The organism is Okeania sp. SIO2F4 (assembly GCF_010672385.1).
Classification (GTDB): Bacteria; Cyanobacteriota; Cyanobacteriia; order Cyanobacteriales; family Microcoleaceae; genus Trichodesmium.
The window spans coordinates 1-16,839 of record NZ_JAAHGT010000099.1; the positions used below are offsets into that span (position 1 = coordinate 1).

Sequence of the window (16,839 nt, forward strand, 5' to 3'; positions counted from 1 at the left end):
TTTTGCACGGCTAAAGCCAGAACAATTACAACAATGTTTTTTGTCATGGATTCAGTCAATAAGTCAAATAACTAATGGCGAAATAATAGCAATTGATGTTCAATAATGGATAATGGATAATGGATAAGTGGAGGGTAGAATGGAGTTCTATCCCTGACTCGAAAATAGTTTTTGTGGGAGCAAATGTATCACAGTGAAAAAATGAATGTAAAAATAGCTTCAAATCTAGACAGGGAAAACTATAGCGCTAGGGAATAGGTATGGAGGGAATAGGTATGGAGGGAATAGTAAACTGTTAAAGGGTTTCAGGATTTAGAAATGTCAAGAGCCTTAATGCGTAGCGCTATATTGAGCTGCATATATGATATCAATAAAAAACTGATATCAAAGAGAGGCAAAGGCTGAAACCTATAAAAGTAAATAGTTTCGAGCTGCAATTGCCCCTGGTTGCACGAACCTTCGATCTAGGCCGTATTACCATAAGTTACAAAATGATTACTTTCGCCAACAGTATCTTCGATCTACGCCTTTAAGCTTGACACGCCAGTACATTGCTGGTCGCTACAGATAATGCTACTGTCGGGAACTCGATTCCAGTTAGCTGCAAACAAAGGTTCCGAAGCGATCGCCACCGAACTTGGCAAAATCGGATCGTCCTGCAGCCAATAAAGAGAAGGAGCGGCAATTCCTCGGCTAAAGCGAGAAGCAACCAGTTGGCATCCGTCGCTGACAATAATGTTGGCAGCAAACCGGATATCATCGGGTTTAGCTAAATAGTTCAGCTTCTGCAAAGTAGCCTCTAAAGCATCCTCCAGACTGCTGCCAATTGATGCCAACTCGTTTAGAAACAAAGCAAAAATATGTTCCGAATCTGTCGTACCCTGAATTTTTAGATAAATGTCATCCTTGAGACTCTTGCGAATCGGCTGAAATAAGCTCTGGCGAAAGTCATCGATAAAGCCATTATGAAGGAATAACAAGCGGCCATCGTAGAACGGCTGACAGTTATTCAAATTTGAGGCTTGTCCAGGAGTAGCACTGCGGATATAGGCTAAGAAACATTCAGTCTCGATGTAACGACTGAGGTAGGGTAAATTAATATCGCTCCAGATGGGTAGGATGTTTTTGTAGATAAAGGGTTCTGTCTGTTTTTGGGAGTGATACCAGCCAATTCCTACCCCATCAGCATTCACAGAGGTGGTTGTAGTTTCTTGGGGTCTATAACTTTGAATACACAGAGAGTGTTCTGGTTCGTAGATTAGTTGATCCGGTTGGATAGGAGAACCGAGGTAAGCGAGTAATCGACACATATGTTGAAATACAAAAAATTGGTATTAACCGATACTTTTTAGCTACCAACCCCAGGTACCAGGTCCGCCTTTAAAAGGGCCAACAATATCACTAGTTATCCATCCTGCATAATAATCTCCGGCTTGGGGTTGCACTTTCTCGTCACCAACGTAGCAAGCATCCATTGGTCTAGGATAGAAGCCGACATGACCTATGAGTTCCTCATAAGCTGGGGATATATCAGTATAGTACCAGGCAACATTTTTAGCTTCGCGATCGCCCACCGTTAGGGTATAGTAGAATGCTCTTCCCCTCCACTCGCAGTAAGTGGAGTGATTACTCGGTGTGAAGTACTCCATCTTGATATCTTCGACGGGAATAAAGTAGTTGGGTGGATGACTAGTTTCTAAGGCTCTTTTGGCACGGCTGGTTTCGGCTATGACTTCACCATTAAAAATAATCTTAATGGGTTTAGTTACATCTTCAACCCGGGGAGGTCGGGGATAGTCCCATACTGATTCTTGACCGGGACCGGGGGGAATGGGTTTGGGTCGCATGAAAAACTCCTAGAGCGTAAATTATAGATTTTAAATTCTAAATTTGTTTCGGTCAATGGGCATCCGCCAAGCGAATCCCAGTGAACTGCCATCGAGTAGAAGGCGGGTAAAAGTTGCGATAGGTTGGACGAATATGAGACAAGGGTGTTACGCATGAACCTCCTCGTAATACCAGTCGATTACACATTAATTTGCCATTATATTCACCTACTATTCCCGCTTCTAGACGATAACCAGGATAAGGTTGATGGGTGCTATTTGTCCATTCCCACACATCACCGAATAGTTGGTCTGGTTGAGTATTTTCTGTTGCTGGAGCAGGGTGCAGCATTCCATTTTCTAATAAGTTTCCTTCTACTGGAACATTAGTAGTTGCTATTTCCCACTCGGCTTCAGTTGGTAAACGTTTACCTGCCCAACGAGCGTAAGCATCGGCTTCATAAAAGCTAACGTGACAGACGGGTTCATTCTCATTTAAGGGACGCATCCCACCTAAGGTCATTAACCACCAATCCCCATCAATTTTTTCCCAGTATAAAGGGGCTTGCCAATTTTTAAAACTAGCAGTTGCCCAACCTTCTGAGAGCCAATAATCGGGATTATTGTAACTTCCGGCTTGGATAAATTCTAGGTATTCTCCATTGGTTACTAATCGAGAAGCGAGTTGATAGTCTTGCAAATAAACTCGATGGCGAGGTTGTTCGTTATCGAAGGCAAATCCTTCCCCATCGTGACCAATTTCATACAATTGGTCTGGATATTCTAACCAATCGAGCTGTTTGCCTACAGATGCAGCATTGGGTATGGGTAGATCGGGTTTGTAGACGGGACGTAGGGGATTGTTACCAAAGATATGCTTAATGTTGGTAAACAAAAATTCTTGATGTTGTTGTTCGTGGTTGAGTCCGAGAATAACTAAAGATTCTAACTCTAAGTTTCCGGAATTTTCCGCTATCAATGACTGCATCGCTTCATCTACATAGGCACGATAACGATAGATTTCGGCTACAGTGGGGCGAGATAAAGTTCCCCGTTGGGCGGCAGGAACTCTTTCTCCTAATGACTCGTAGTAAGAATTTAATAAGTAGTCGTATTTGGGGTGAAAAACACTGTAGTTTTTGAAGTGGGGAACTAAAATAAAGGCTTCAAAAAACCAAGCGGTATGGGCAAGATGCCATTTAATGGGACTAGCATCGGGCATACTTTGGACTACATAGTCTTCAATTTCTAGGGGTTGACAAATTTGTTCGCTGAGTTGGCGGACTTGTTGGTAGTATGCTGATAACGATAGCTCTTTTGAGGGTTGAGAGTCAGGAATTGTGATTAACATTATTTTAATATAGCGGTTTTTAATTGATTACCCGATACACCCAAGTTTGCAAATACAGAGTGAATTGCCCTTTATCTTCGGCTTTATACTTGTCTCCAAGCTCTGCTAATTGCCACTTATTTTGTGCTTCTAAGTCAGCCATTTTGTGTTTAAAATCGCTGCTTTCGTAGAAGTCGGGACGCAGGGTAAAGAGAATATATCCCTCTGGTTTGGTAACACGAATTAACTCATCAAAAGAGCTGCTGGGAGCGTGTCCATAGGTGAATACACCACAAGCAGTAACGGCATCAAATGTAGCAGTGGGAAAGTCTAAGGGTTCACCTAAAACCATTGGACGTAACTCTGTGTAGATATTCTTCTTTTGTGCCTCAGCCAGCATCCCTTCGGAAATGTCAATTCCGACTAGGTTGTGATAGCCTTCCTCGTGCAGCCATTGACCCATTGTACCCGTACCTGCTCCAGCATCTAAAATTCGGGCAGTTTTCGGGACGTATTTAAGAGTTAAATCTACTATGGGTTCGCGCTTAGGACGACCAAAGGTTTCGGTTAAATCTTGTTCGTAGTCCTGTGCCCATTGATTATAGCGTTGAGCTAATTCTTGATTGTTTTGGGAGTTATATACCCATTGTACTTTATTGTTCATTTTATTCATTAGCTCGATTTAGAACTGGAAGTTATAGCAGTTATCGATTCGATAACAATCACTGATCGCATAGGGTTCATTTGTCTGGATTTACTATTCAACTCAAACAATTTACTTTGTGGCTAAAAATGCGTTCCAGCATTGGCTCAAACGTAGAAAGCGGTAATGAGTCATAGTTGGGATCGAAAGAGACTCGATCCCACCGCCTACAGAAAATAATTGTACGCTCAAATGCTGGATGATTGCGTAATTTTTTTTCCAACTCGTTTTTATCTACCTTCATTTCATGTAAGTATTCTTTGCTCTGTAATATACCGTGATGCTTAACAGTCCAGGCATTTTCTGGAGATACATAGGGTCGTAATATTGCTGCTGCTAGTTCGCCGTGATTCAAAGGAGCTAAATCATCACCGAGATCGTGTAGCAAGGCACAGACAATCATTTCATCATCACAGCCATCGCGTAATGCTCGCGTTGCTGTTTGCAGCGAATGTTCAAATCTATCTATCTGATAGCCCATTGGATTGCCACGCAAACCTAGAAGTGCTTCAATAATTCGCTTTTTTAGACTTTTTACTTGGTCTTTAAAACAATCATCTATAATTTCCAGATCTTCTTGAGTTGCTCGGTCGAGTGTTGTGAAACTGACAGTCCTGTTCATGGAATTTATCTCCTAATTTAATTAATATTTTTTACAGTATTAAAATTTATCAATGCCTGAAAGTAATCCCATTCAATATATCCCGTTTCTAAGTGTCTTGTTCCCGAACTAGAATCAAAAGATTCGCGCCCATGCAATAACCGAGAATTCTGTAAAAACTGACAATCCCCTTTTTGAAGACGATAAGAATATCGATAATCCAAATTATTTAGATATTTCAAAAACATATCATACGCTTCATAAAAAATTGTCATTTGTTCATAAGGCAAATCTATTTCTAGATTTTTATGGGAATAAGAAATGCCTACCACCTCATTTTTATCGTTCGTTTGGATAATAGGACTTGTTCGCGAGAATAAATAACCCCACCTATCAATGAACTGTTTAAACTTCACAGGAGTATTAGCCAAGACATGGAAATAATCGGGATGGTTTTTGCGCAAATCTGCTGCCAATCGAAAACCATCCACAATTATTGATTCGCCACCATTGGCATCATTTTCTACACAATACAAGCATTGGATAACCGAAGGAGAATTTAGATAGGTAAGGTCTGTGTGAAGTGACAAAGCATTACCCTCTGACGATACCGATAGATCCGAAGAGAGATTAGACGAACTCGGTACGGGCTTTATTGCACAGAAATTTCCAAATTTAGCAATCTCGTAAATTGGTCCAATGGACAAGAGTAAAGGTTCTAGGTTTTCAATTGCTACATTATGTACCAATGCAAACCCTAATGTAGAAAGGCGATCGCTTAAAATATCCCACATATTCTGGCTGTCCGCAGAATAATCTGGCCATTCTCTTGTATGCGTCTCAAACCAGGCTCTATCCCACAGATTCTGTTTTTTGGGAGGCTCTGGTTTCGGTTTGGGATCGTAAGCCCGTTCCAGCAACCAGGAAATTGGAAATACACTCTGGTGCCTAGGATATTCGTCCCAGTCAATGACTAGGCAGTCATCTTGTAGTTTTACAGAACAAGGTTGAGGATCGACTACAAAATCACTAAGGTCAGACCTTTTCTGGCGAGAAATCGGATCGTAGCACTTGGGAGACAAGCAATTATCCCGCAACCAGACGTAATGAAAGCGTTTCCCCTCAACAGATACAAATTTTTTATCTATCGTTATTTCGCTCATTTTTGCTACCTTATTATCTTTTCTCTTTACATTAGAAATTTGAGTTGTTGAGCTAAACTGCGAACCTGGGGTTCCATCATTATCGTGAAATGATTTCCTGGAACCATTTGTAATTTTAATGGTTGGCCGGAAAGCTTACTCCAGCCCCAATTTGGGTCTTTTTGACTCATCGTTTCATTGGGGAGAAAATTATCTTCTGGGTGAATTTCACTAGCCCGTATGAAAGTAATTTGCTTGGGATAGACCTCTTGAGGTAGGTATTGAGTCATGGCTTGCATATTGGCTTTATAAACTCGGAACAGTCTCTTCAGTTCAGTTTCACCAAACACCTTCTCTACCTTTTTCAAGGCTAAAAGGAGAAGGTCTATTTGCTCATCCCAACTCAAATCATCCAAAGTTGATGGTAAGTCTAAGGTTCGCTCGAAAGAGCGTTCAAACATACTTGCCAGCCCCCTTGTATATTTGCTGTCATGCCAATGAATGGCATCTTTTTCATGTTCTACAACAGCTACTTGAATATCCATAATTACCAACAGAGCCACGTCCTGTCCCTGATGGTGTAACTGATTGGCTATTTCAAAAGCAACTTTACCACCAAAGGAGTGACCAGCGATAAAATAGGGGCCATTTGGTTGTATCTCTTGGATGGCTTTAATATGGTAAGCGGCAATATCAGCCATCTGGGTATAGGGTTCAATGTCTTCATCCAAACCGAGCGATCGCAATCCATAAAATGGTTGCTCAGTTCCCAGATAACGAGCTAAGGGTTCCAGTTCAAACACATTGCCTAAAATTCCCGGAAGACAGAAAAACGGTGGTTTAGAACCGTGGGGTTGCATCGTAACGAGGGTAGAGCAGTAGTCACTCTTACTGTTAGGTGAAGCTGGGGTTCGATTGTCTAAATTTAGAACCTCGACTGCTAGATAATCAACCAGCGCCTCGATGGTTGGATAGTCAAACAGCAGGGTTGAGCGTAGGTTACATCCTAGACTTCTTTGCAGATAGCTCCTTAATTCAATCGCCATCAACGAGTCTAACCCCAAATCAAACAACCGTTGCGTTAACTCAATTTTTTCTGGTTCCTTAAAGCCTAGGGTTTTCGCTACCAGTTCTCGAACATGAGAGATAAGTGCATCTCGAAGCGCTGATTGGGGTATTCGCTCCCAATCTAACTTTAATGATTGGTTTGATTCCTGCTTAACTGGTACATCTGGCATCAAATACTCATAGAAGGGAGGCGGTTCTTGAAACGCACCAATCCACTTTGACCAATCAGTCATCGGTAGCACCACAACTTGTGCATTATTTTGCCCAATTAACTGACTGATTACTTGCATACCTCCCTCAGCAGAAATGACACCTACACCTTCCTCCTCAATCAAGCGTTGCCGATAGCGCTCCCTCATTTTGGCTGCCATGCCAACTTTATCCCACATTCCCCAGTTAATCGACAGTCCTGGCAATCCTAAGCTACGTCGATAATGAGCTAGAGCATCTTTGAATGTATTAGCAGCCATATAAGTACCTTGGCTCATTGAGCCAACTAAAGGCCCAACGGAAGAGAAACAAACAAAGAAGTCTAGGGGTAAATTTTTGGTCAAATGGTGTAGATTCCAAGAACCTGTAACTTTAGGAGCCATTACCTTCTCAAACCGTTCCCAAGATTGCTGTTGAAGGACACCATCATCGAGCACTCCGGCAGCGTGAATAATACCTCGTAGGGGTTGGGAACAGGTTGTTAATAAGTGAGTTACATCTTCTGGCTGGGAAACATCGGCTTGGACAACCAAAACCTCCGTTCCCTCTTGCTCTAATTGGCGTACTTCTTCCTGTACCTCTGGTGAAGATACTCCTCGGCGACTGGCTAAAACGATGTGTTTTGCTCCCTGTTCAATCAGCCATTGAGCCGCTTTAATTCCTAAACCGCCCAAACCCCCTGTAATTAGGTAACTACCCTCTCCTCGGACTAAGGTTGAGTTTGAGCATCCCGACTCTGGCATAGTTAGGACCACTTTGCCAATATGTTTCGCTCCTGCCATAAACCGGAAGGCATCAATCACATTGTCAAGGGGGAATACTTTAACCGGTAACGGTTTGAGGCTACCGTCCGCAAAACCTGATATGAGGTTAGCAAACAGTGAGGGGAGTAAGTCGGGATTTTTCTGGTATTCTTCTCCTAATTCAAAAGGAAAGTAAGAAGCATCGGGTCGAAGTTGCTGTACTTTCTGATTATCCCAGATATCGATTTTGCCTAATTCGATAAATCGACCATTCTCGGCAAGTACCTCAAAACTTTTATCGATAAACTCTTTATTAAAGCTGTTCAGAACAATGTTGACCCCTTGCCCATCGGTAAGTTGTTTAATTTCCTCAGCAAAATCTAACGTGCGGGAGTTCATCACATAATTAACCCCCATTGCCTTGAGAAAATCCCATTTTCCCTGACTCGCGGTACCAAATATTTCTGCTCCTGCGCGCCCCGCTAGTTGTACGGTGGCTTGACCTACTCCCCCGGCAGCGGAATGAATTAAAATGCTTTCACCTGCTTGGATATTGGCTAATTCATGAAGAGCATAGTAAGCGGTTAAAAAGGCAGCGGGAATGGTTGCTGCTTCCTCAAAACTGAAATCTTCCGGTTTGGGGGCAACCTGATTAGCGGGAATAGTGACAAAGCTTGCTAAACTTCCAGTAGCTAAAGCCATAACGCGATCGCCTATCTGGAAGTGGGAAACATTTTCCCCAACCGCAACAATTTCCCCAGCACATTCAAACCCAAAGGGAACATCACCAGGATTAGTAATCCCTAATTCGTTTTCATAATACTCCCTGAGCATTCCCAGAGCATTCAGTACGTCTCGGAAGTTTAACCCGGCGGCACGAACTTGAATTTCCACTTCATCCGGTTCCGGTGGGCGGCGGGTTAGGGGTGCTAACTCCAGATTTTCTAAAATCCCGTAGCTGTCTATTTTCACCCGCACTGGAGTAGGATATCCCCCATTATCTCCCTTAACAAGGGGGACTTTGACCTTGAGTCGAGGGACATAACGAACTCCTTGACGATAGCCAATTTGGTCTTCACTCTCTTGAGAAAACAACAGTTCGTCTAGCAGCACTTCCACTGATGATGCAGTTTCCGCTGCTGATGGATCTAAATCTAACCGCATACACCGGAGTTCGGGATATTCCAGGGAAATGGCTTGACCTAAACCCCATAAGGGAGCCTGTTGGACTTGTAATGGGGCTGAATCTATGGGTCTTGAACCTTGGGTAACTAGCCACAAACGGGGTGATATCTTAGCATTTGACAGGGCTTGAACTAGATGCAAGGCACTACCAGAACCTAGAAGTTGCGATCGCTCTATGGTTGTCGTAGAGTCTTCTGCGATCGCTTCCAGACTCCACAAGTGAACGACTCCCCGATAAGATAATGGGTTATCTTCAAGTAGTTGTTGGAACTGTTCGGGAGCGGCTGGGTTAATTTGATAATATCCAGCAATAAAGTCTTGTTCTGATGTTAATTGCCGATAGCTGGAACCCGGAACAATCAGAGTACAGTGATGTCCCTGCTGGAAAAGATGTTGAGCGAGGGTTTCACCAATGCCATTGCCATCAGCAAAGATTAACCAATAACCGGGTTCACTCCTTTGGGGTTGGGAAATCCCTTCAGTCGGTTCCCAAACCACTTCGTATAAGTGATTCTCTAAATCCGATTTACTATCAATACTGGTTTGATTGGCACGTCGCAAGGATAAACCGGAAACCAATGCTACCAAATTTCCCCGATCGTCGAACAGGTGGACTTGAGCGTTTAGGGTTTCGCTTTCATTAGTTCTTCCCTGTTGGAGAGTGGCATAACTCCATAAGTAGCGGCTTGGACGACTGTAGACCCGCAGCTGCTCTAAAATCACTGGCAAGTAGGTTCCCTCTGGTAAGATCGACCCCAGAATATGGAGACCAGCATCCAGTACCGCTGGGTGTAATGTATAGTTGTCTATTTCCTGCCAGACAATTTCTGGTATCCTAATGCGACCGAGAACTGCTCCATCACCTTTCCATAGTTGTTCCACCCCTTGAAAGCTAGGACCGAAATCAATGTGTTGATATCGCCTTTTTTCGTAGAAGTTTTGGGCGAATATGGCTTCGGTACATTGCTCTTGCCAAGCTGCTAAGTCAAACTGAGTTGCTTGAGGTTCTGTCTTGTTTTTTAGCCCCTTCTTACAGAGCAAAACTTCACCGAAAGCATGACGTCTCCAAGTCGTTTTTTGATGCTTTTCCTGAGCTGGAATGAGACTAAAAAGCTCGAAAGAATAGACATCAGTTCCTTCCGGAGTTAAAACCAATTGTATTGTATCGAATTCTTCTTCCCCAGTTGAAAGTACCAGAGGCTGCTCGATAAATACGTCTTGTAATGTGATGAGATTGCCTCGGAAACAGGTCTCCCCGGCGACTAAAGCTATTTCTAGATAGGCAGTTAAGGGCATAATTGCGCGCTCAAAAATGCGATGATCGCTTAAATAGGTCAAATTGTGCCAATGTTGACTGATTTGGGATTGGAAACGTATCTCCTGGGTTCCAGCTAAAGACAATTGTTGACCGAGTAAGGGATGAGTGTCAGAGGGTGGAGCATAGTGAGCTACTTTCTTTGGTTCAATCCAATAGCGTTGTCGCTGAAAAGGATAAGTTGGTAAGTGTTCTCGGCGACGAGGATAGTCGCGATCGAATCCTAACCAGTTGACCGGGATACCTTGCAGATAGAGTTGTGCCAAACTGGTTAATAGTTGCTGCCAATCGGCTTGCGGTGGGCGCAAACTTGGTAACCATAAACTCTCATGTTCTAGCAAACACTGACGCCCCATTCCTAATAAAATCGGTTTCGGACCAATTTCTAGGAATATCTCTATACCCTGCTGCTCCAAACTGTTCATGCTGGCAGCAAATTGAACCGGTTGTCGGATATGACGAACCCAATAGTCTGGAGTGGCTATGTCATTGGTTGCCACCTGTCCGGTGAGGTTGCTAATTAGTTTAAGATGGGGGAGAGAAAAACTAACTTGTCGAGCAATAGTCTCAAATTCTGCTAAGATTGGCTCCATCAACGGTGAGTGAAACCCATGGGAAACGGTTAATTTTTTCGTTTTAATCCCTTCAGATTCCAGGGTTTCACAAATACTGTCAATCGCTTCTTGTTTACCGGAAATTACTACACTTTCTGGTCCGTTAATCGCTGCAATTGAAACGTCGTTTTTGTAGGGTTGAATGGCTTCTTTAACCCGCTCTGGAGGAGCCAACAGGGAAACCATTGTCCCAGCTTCAGGCAGTGCTTGCATTAGTCTGCCACGGTGGGCGATTAATTTCAAACCGTCTTGTAAACTGAAAACTCCAGCCACACAAGCCGCGACATATTCCCCGACACTATGACCGATAAGCACATCGGGTTCTATCCCCCAAGATTTCCATAACTGGAAGAGGGCATACTCTAGGGCAAATAAGGCGGGTTGGGTATAGGCAGTTTGGTTCAGTAGAGAAATGTCTCCTTTCTGGTTACCTAGATCGGGATACAGTACCTCTAGTAAAGGGATTTCGAGATAGGAACGCAGAATGCGAGCGCACTGTTCTAGTGTGTCACGGAAGGTGGGTTGGGTGTCGTAGAGTTGACGTCCCATGTTGAGATATTGGGAGCCTTGCCCGGTAAATAAAAATGCGATTCCGCCTATTTTTTCTGAAGTCTTCGTCTGCCCTAGTATTTCAGGTGTAACGTTCGCTAATTGTTCCTGTAGTTGCGATCGCGACTCTGCAACAACTGCCAACCGATGGTTAAAATCTTTACGCCCCACATTTGCTGTAAAACAAATATTCGCTAGTTCTGTTTCTGGGTGAGATTCCAGGTAACTCAAATAGCGTTCTCTCAACTCCTGCAATACCTTCTCGGTCTTAGCGGATAAGGTAAAGATATGGGATGAACGCTCCCTGTTCCCAGTTAAGTGTTCCCTATTCCCTGTGAAAGGTGCTTCCTCCAAAACCACATGAACATTCGTTCCTCCCATACCAAAAGAACTCACCCCAGCACGGCGGGGAGTATTCTTGGCTTCCCATGCCGACAACTTGGTATTAACGTAAAAAGGACTACCTGCAAAATCAATGTTGGGATTGGGTTGCTCAAAGTTCAGGCTAGGGGGGATTTGCTGGTGTTTGAGTGCCAGTACGGTTTTAATCAAGCCTGCGATACCGGCAGCATTAGCTAGATGTCCCACATTAGTTTTCACTGAACCAATAGCACAAAAGCCTGTTTCTGCAGTGGTTTCTCGAAAGGCTTGGGTTAGTGCAGCAATTTCGATCGGATCCCCAAGGGGAGTAGCAGTCCCATGAGCTTCGATATAGCTCACCGTACTGGCATCAATTCCAGCAACAGCTTGGGCTTCAGCAATGACAGCAGCTTGTCCTTCTACTGAGGGAGCAGCATAACTGACCTTTAAGGAACCATCGTTGTTAATGGCCGAGCCTTTGATAACTGCATAGATACTATCTCGATCTGCGATCGCATCCGATAGCCGTTTGAGAACTACAATTCCTGCACCATTCCCAAATACGGTGCCTTGAGCTTGGGCATCAAAAGCTCGACAATGGCCGTCAGGGGAAAATACTGCCCCGTCTTGGTGAAGGTAGCCCGTTTTTTGGGGTAAGCGGATGGCAACTCCCCCTGCTAGTGCCATGTCGCACTCTCGGTTTAGCAGACTCTGACAAGCACTATGAACCGCCACTAGCGCTGTGGAACAAGCGGTTTGAATATTCACACTTGGTCCGGTTAGATTGAGTTTGTATGACACCCGCGTGGGTAGAAAATCGGGTGCTTGTCCGATGGTCATTTGCACGTCACCAACGGTTTCCAAAAATGAACGATTGTTAGCGTAACCCAAACCTGGACTAACGTGATTAATTAGATAGGTATTGATGCCTCCACCTGCATAAACAGCGAACGATCCTGGATAGGTTTCTGGGTCGTATCCAGCATCCTCAAGGGCAATCACAGCGCACTCCAAGAAAATTCGTTGTTGGGGGTCTAGGATTGCTGCTTCTTTGGGACTATAGCCAAAAAAGCCTGCATCAAACTGGTCAATATCTGCCAAAATTGCACCAGCTTTGACATAGTTGGGATTCTTCAACCAAGCGGGATTCGCTGGTTCCAATTCATTTTCTGCAAAAGTGGAAATTGATTCGACTCCATCCAGCAGATTACACCAAAACTCACTAATATCCTTAGCTCCTGGAAACCGTCCGCTCATGCCAATAATGGCGATAGAATCATGTTCAACTTGTTGACTAATTCGCTTACGAGTCTTGAAAACTGGTTGGTTTTGGTCTTGCTGGCTTAAGTGTTGGGCTAAACTGCCAATGGTAGGGTACTGAAATAGCGTTACTACTGATAGCTCAACCTTTAGTGCTTCAACTAATCGCTTATGAACCTGGATTAGTAGTAAAGAATTACCCCCCAGCTCAAAGAAATTGTCATTAATCCCCACTACCTCTAATTGCAGCATATCTTGCCAAACCCGAGCAATCAGTTGCTCTGTCTGTGACTGAGGCATTACCAGGGCTGTTGACAATTCGGGACGAGACCTTTCTGGTGCTGGTAAGGCACGACGGTTAACTTTTCCGTTAGCCGTCAAAGGCATTTTGTCAAGAATGACAAATATAGCTGGCACCATATAGTTAGGCAAACTCGATTGTAAATAATGGCGCAGTTTGGGTTCGAGTTGACGAGCTACTTTACCCTGAAGGGGATTATTGGCATAGTCTTTCCAAGGCTTGGCTTGATAAGGAGTCCCATCTGTAGATAGTACTGTATCTACCCATCCCCGCGTCCCCGCGTCCCCGCGTCCCCGCGTCTCCCCATCTACCTTTTCTTCAACTTCAGGGTATGGGATGTAGGGGGTAGTGAGATGATGTCGAAAAATGATATCGTAGCAGTCCCTTGCCTTGGAACTAGACCAGTTGATGTAGACGGTATAGGGCAGCTCATTGCTGAAGTCCCACCAATCCTCTGGCTCTATGCCAGCAGCCATTCCCTGTTGTAATGCTTCCCTGAGTTCGGCTACGGTAGCTAAATCTCTCTTTTCTAGTAGTTCTAAAAGCTTGACTTCCGACACCAAACGTAGATTAGGAACATTTTTGATAGCCAGTATTTCAGGCTGGCTCTCTTGGAGTAGCTGGCGCACAGAGGGTAAGGTTAATTCATCTTGCTGCCAGTCTAACCAGCTAGGTTCTACAGTAGAAGAGACGGCTTCCCCTAAATGAAGAACGACATCGTAGCGGAATCTTGTCAGCTCATTATGATAACGACCACGTTTAAGCTGAATATCTACATAACTAATTTGGGGGAGGTGGTGCTGCAGAGCGACAAACAATTCTGGGTCAATGACCAAATCCTCTTCATTGCTCATCCTGGTTTGGATGCGTTGCCGCAACTGTTCTCCAGATAGCTGTTCGGGAGCCTGATGCAGTTGCACAGAGCCATGGAAAGCGTCCAATAACGGCAAACTTCGTATATCTCCGACGAAGATAAAGCCTCCTGGAGTAACTGCTTGCACTGCTTTTTCCAGCACCTCTATTAAGTAATCAATACTGGGAAAATGCTGAACGACTGAATTGATAACGACTGCGTCAAATGACTGAGGTTCGATACCCTCAAAATTGTCAGCAGCTCCCTGGCGAAGTTCCACACCAGACCAATCACCATCTAATTGTTCAATTTGCTCCTCAATATAGTGCAAAGCTTCCTGGGAAATATCAATTCCCACATACTTAGAGCAATGGGGGGCAATCCGAAATAACAGCATCCCTGTTCCGCAACCTAACTCCAGCACACGGGTTGGCTTGCAGGAGAGAATCTTTGCAGTTGTTCGCTCTACCCATTCCCGCATCTCCTCTTCAGGAATGGGTTTTCCGTCATAACTATCATTCCAACCAATCAGATTTAATGTCGAATCTTTTATAGATGTAGATTGACTATAGATTGCATTATCTATTTCCTGCCATTCCTGCACCAGTTCGCTTTGCGTTTCTTTCTCTATTCCATCCTTCAAAACAATATAAGCCACTAAACGTTTATCCCCAGAGTCTTCAGTCATGGCAAGAACTGCGCTCTGTTCTACCTGGGGATGTTGATTTAAAACTGCTTCTATTTCTCCCAATTCAAGTCTAAAACCGCGAATTTTAACCTGACGATCTACCCGATCGATAAATTCAATGTTTCCATCAGGTAAATATTTTGCCAAATCTCCCGTTTTATACAGTAGAGACATTTCATGTTCTCGAAGCGGGGGAAGTAATGTCTCTATAAATGGATTAACAATAAACTTTTCTTTCGTTAATTCAGGACGATTTAAATAACCCTTGGTGATTCCAGCACCACCAATATAAATCTCACCAACAACACCGATAGATACTGGTTGTAAATTAGAATCTAAAATATATGTTTGGACATTACTAATAGGGCGACCAATAGGAACTTTGGTAATAGACTCTTCAGGTTGACATTTATAAACTGTACTCCATACCGTTGCTTCAGTAGGACCATATTCATTATAAAGAGAAGTATTCTCAAGATTATTGTAATGAAGACTAACTAAATCTACAGGACAAACTTCTCCTGCTACAATAACAACTTTTAAACTAGCTAATTTTGTCGAATTGTCTCGATTTAATAAAAGTTTGAATAAAGAAGGTAGACACAACAAATGAGAGATTTTATATTGAGAAACTAAATCGACTATTTGAATTGGGTTTTTTTGAAAGTTTGGCAATGACAAAATTAAAGTGCCACCAACACATAATGTCCAAAAAATACCGGCAACGGAACTATCAAAAGCAAAAGACGAAAGTAATAAATAGCTACTTAAAGGCTCTTGATAATAGTTAATTCGAGCTTGGGTAGAGTGAAGTAAGTTACGATGAGTTACCAGCACTCCTTTGGGTTTCCCTGTTGAACCCGATGTATAAATCACATAGGCAATGTTTTTGAGATTACAAACATTAGCTATGTTTCGATCGCTTTGGAGTTTAATATTTTCCCAATCTGCATCTAAGCAAATTATCTTCCCATCATATTCTGATAATTTTTCGACTATTTTATTTTGGCTTAATACAATTTTTACTCCCGAATCCGAGAGCATATAATTCAAACGTTCTTGAGGATAGCTAGGGTCTAAAGGAACGTAAGCTCCTCCTGCTTTGAGAATGCCAATAATTCCTATTACCATCTCTAAGGAACGTTCAAGGCAAATACCTATTAAAGTATTTGGTTTAATTTCTAGATATTGTAGATAATTTGCTAGTTTACAGGCTTTTTGATTAAGTTCTCTATAAGTTAGAGACTCAGCTTCAAAATTTACTGCTAATTTATCTGGGGTATTTTCTACTTGTTGTTCAAATAACTGATGGATACACTTATTTTGAGGGTAATTTTGTTGAGTATTATTCCATTCCACTAAGATTTGATGCTTTTCTGCTTCAGTTAATAATGGTAAATATTGTCCCATGTAAATATATTTGAAACTTTTCCTGATTATAACTAAAATGTAAGAGGATATCTATAAAAAAAAGATTAAAATCAAACAATGAGGAGAGTGAAAAAAATCGGGGGAAATGTAAAGTTGTGTTACTGTAGCTAAACTTTAGTTTTACGCCTTTAAAGCGGTTTTCATATGAATAAACCACAATGATACTAACTTCTAACTCCCAACTCCTAACTCCTAACTCCTAACTCCTGACTCCTGACTCCTGACTCCTAACAATGAGTTTAGTGGTCTACTCAACTGAAAAGCGCTGTAAAGCCTCCCCAATAAAGGGGAAAAAGCGGTCGTTTGCGTTTCGCGGAGCGACATGAAAAGCATTAGCGAGAGCTACCGTAGCAAGAGGCAGCTCCTCTGCAAGAGGCAAGAGGCAAGATGACCTAGGATGGGATGGCGAGGAAACCTCGCTGGCCTCCAATCGACCAAGAGAGCGGTCGGCAAGCGGAGCATGGAGTAGGATAGGATGGATAGGTTACCGAATTATTAATTATTAATTATTAATAATTAAATAATTTTGGTTTAAAGCCTCCCCTTGGATAGGGGAAAAAAGCGGTCCTTGGATGGCGAGGTCTCCGTTCCCTCCGGGACGCTACGCGAACTTCGAAGCTTTGCGAAGCGCAAACGCTTGCCTCCAATCTCCCAAGAGAG

General features: G+C 43.1%; 7 protein-coding genes. All 7 read right to left on the minus strand.

The annotated features are described in order from the left end of the window. Nucleotides 1-521: 521 nt before the first annotated feature. A complete protein-coding gene (egtC, locus tag F6K22_RS09110) occupies nt 522-1,310 on the minus strand; it encodes an ergothioneine biosynthesis protein EgtC (protein ID WP_293096140.1) in 789 nt (262 codons plus the stop codon). 42 nt (nt 1,311-1,352) lie between these two features. Beyond that, entirely contained in the window at nt 1,353-1,847 is a 495-nt protein-coding gene (locus F6K22_RS09115) for a DUF427 domain-containing protein (protein WP_293096142.1), read from the minus strand. A gap of 52 nt (nt 1,848-1,899) precedes the next feature. Further along, on the minus strand, nt 1,900-3,177 hold the full coding sequence (egtB, locus tag F6K22_RS09120; RefSeq protein WP_293096145.1) for an ergothioneine biosynthesis protein EgtB: 1,278 nt from the start codon (nt 3,175-3,177) through the stop codon (nt 1,900-1,902). A 19-nt stretch (nt 3,178-3,196) separates the two neighbouring features. Then, on the minus strand, nt 3,197-3,820 hold the full coding sequence (locus F6K22_RS09125) for a class I SAM-dependent DNA methyltransferase (protein WP_293096147.1): 624 nt from the start codon (nt 3,818-3,820) through the stop codon (nt 3,197-3,199). A 97-nt stretch (nt 3,821-3,917) separates the two neighbouring features. Then, nucleotides 3,918-4,481 (minus strand): HD domain-containing protein, encoded by a 564-nt coding sequence (locus tag F6K22_RS09130; protein WP_293096150.1) that lies wholly within the window; start codon nt 4,479-4,481, stop codon nt 3,918-3,920. Between the two features lie 17 nt (nt 4,482-4,498). Further along, nucleotides 4,499-5,623: a TauD/TfdA family dioxygenase gene (locus F6K22_RS09135; RefSeq protein ID WP_293096152.1), complete on the minus strand. Its 1,125-nt coding sequence runs from the start codon at nt 5,621-5,623 to the stop codon at nt 4,499-4,501. Nucleotides 5,624-5,649: 26 nt separating this feature from the next. Beyond that, nucleotides 5,650-16,158 (minus strand): polyketide synthase, encoded by a 10,509-nt coding sequence (locus tag F6K22_RS09140; RefSeq protein ID WP_293096154.1) that lies wholly within the window; start codon nt 16,156-16,158, stop codon nt 5,650-5,652. Nucleotides 16,159-16,839: the final 681 nt, after the last annotated feature.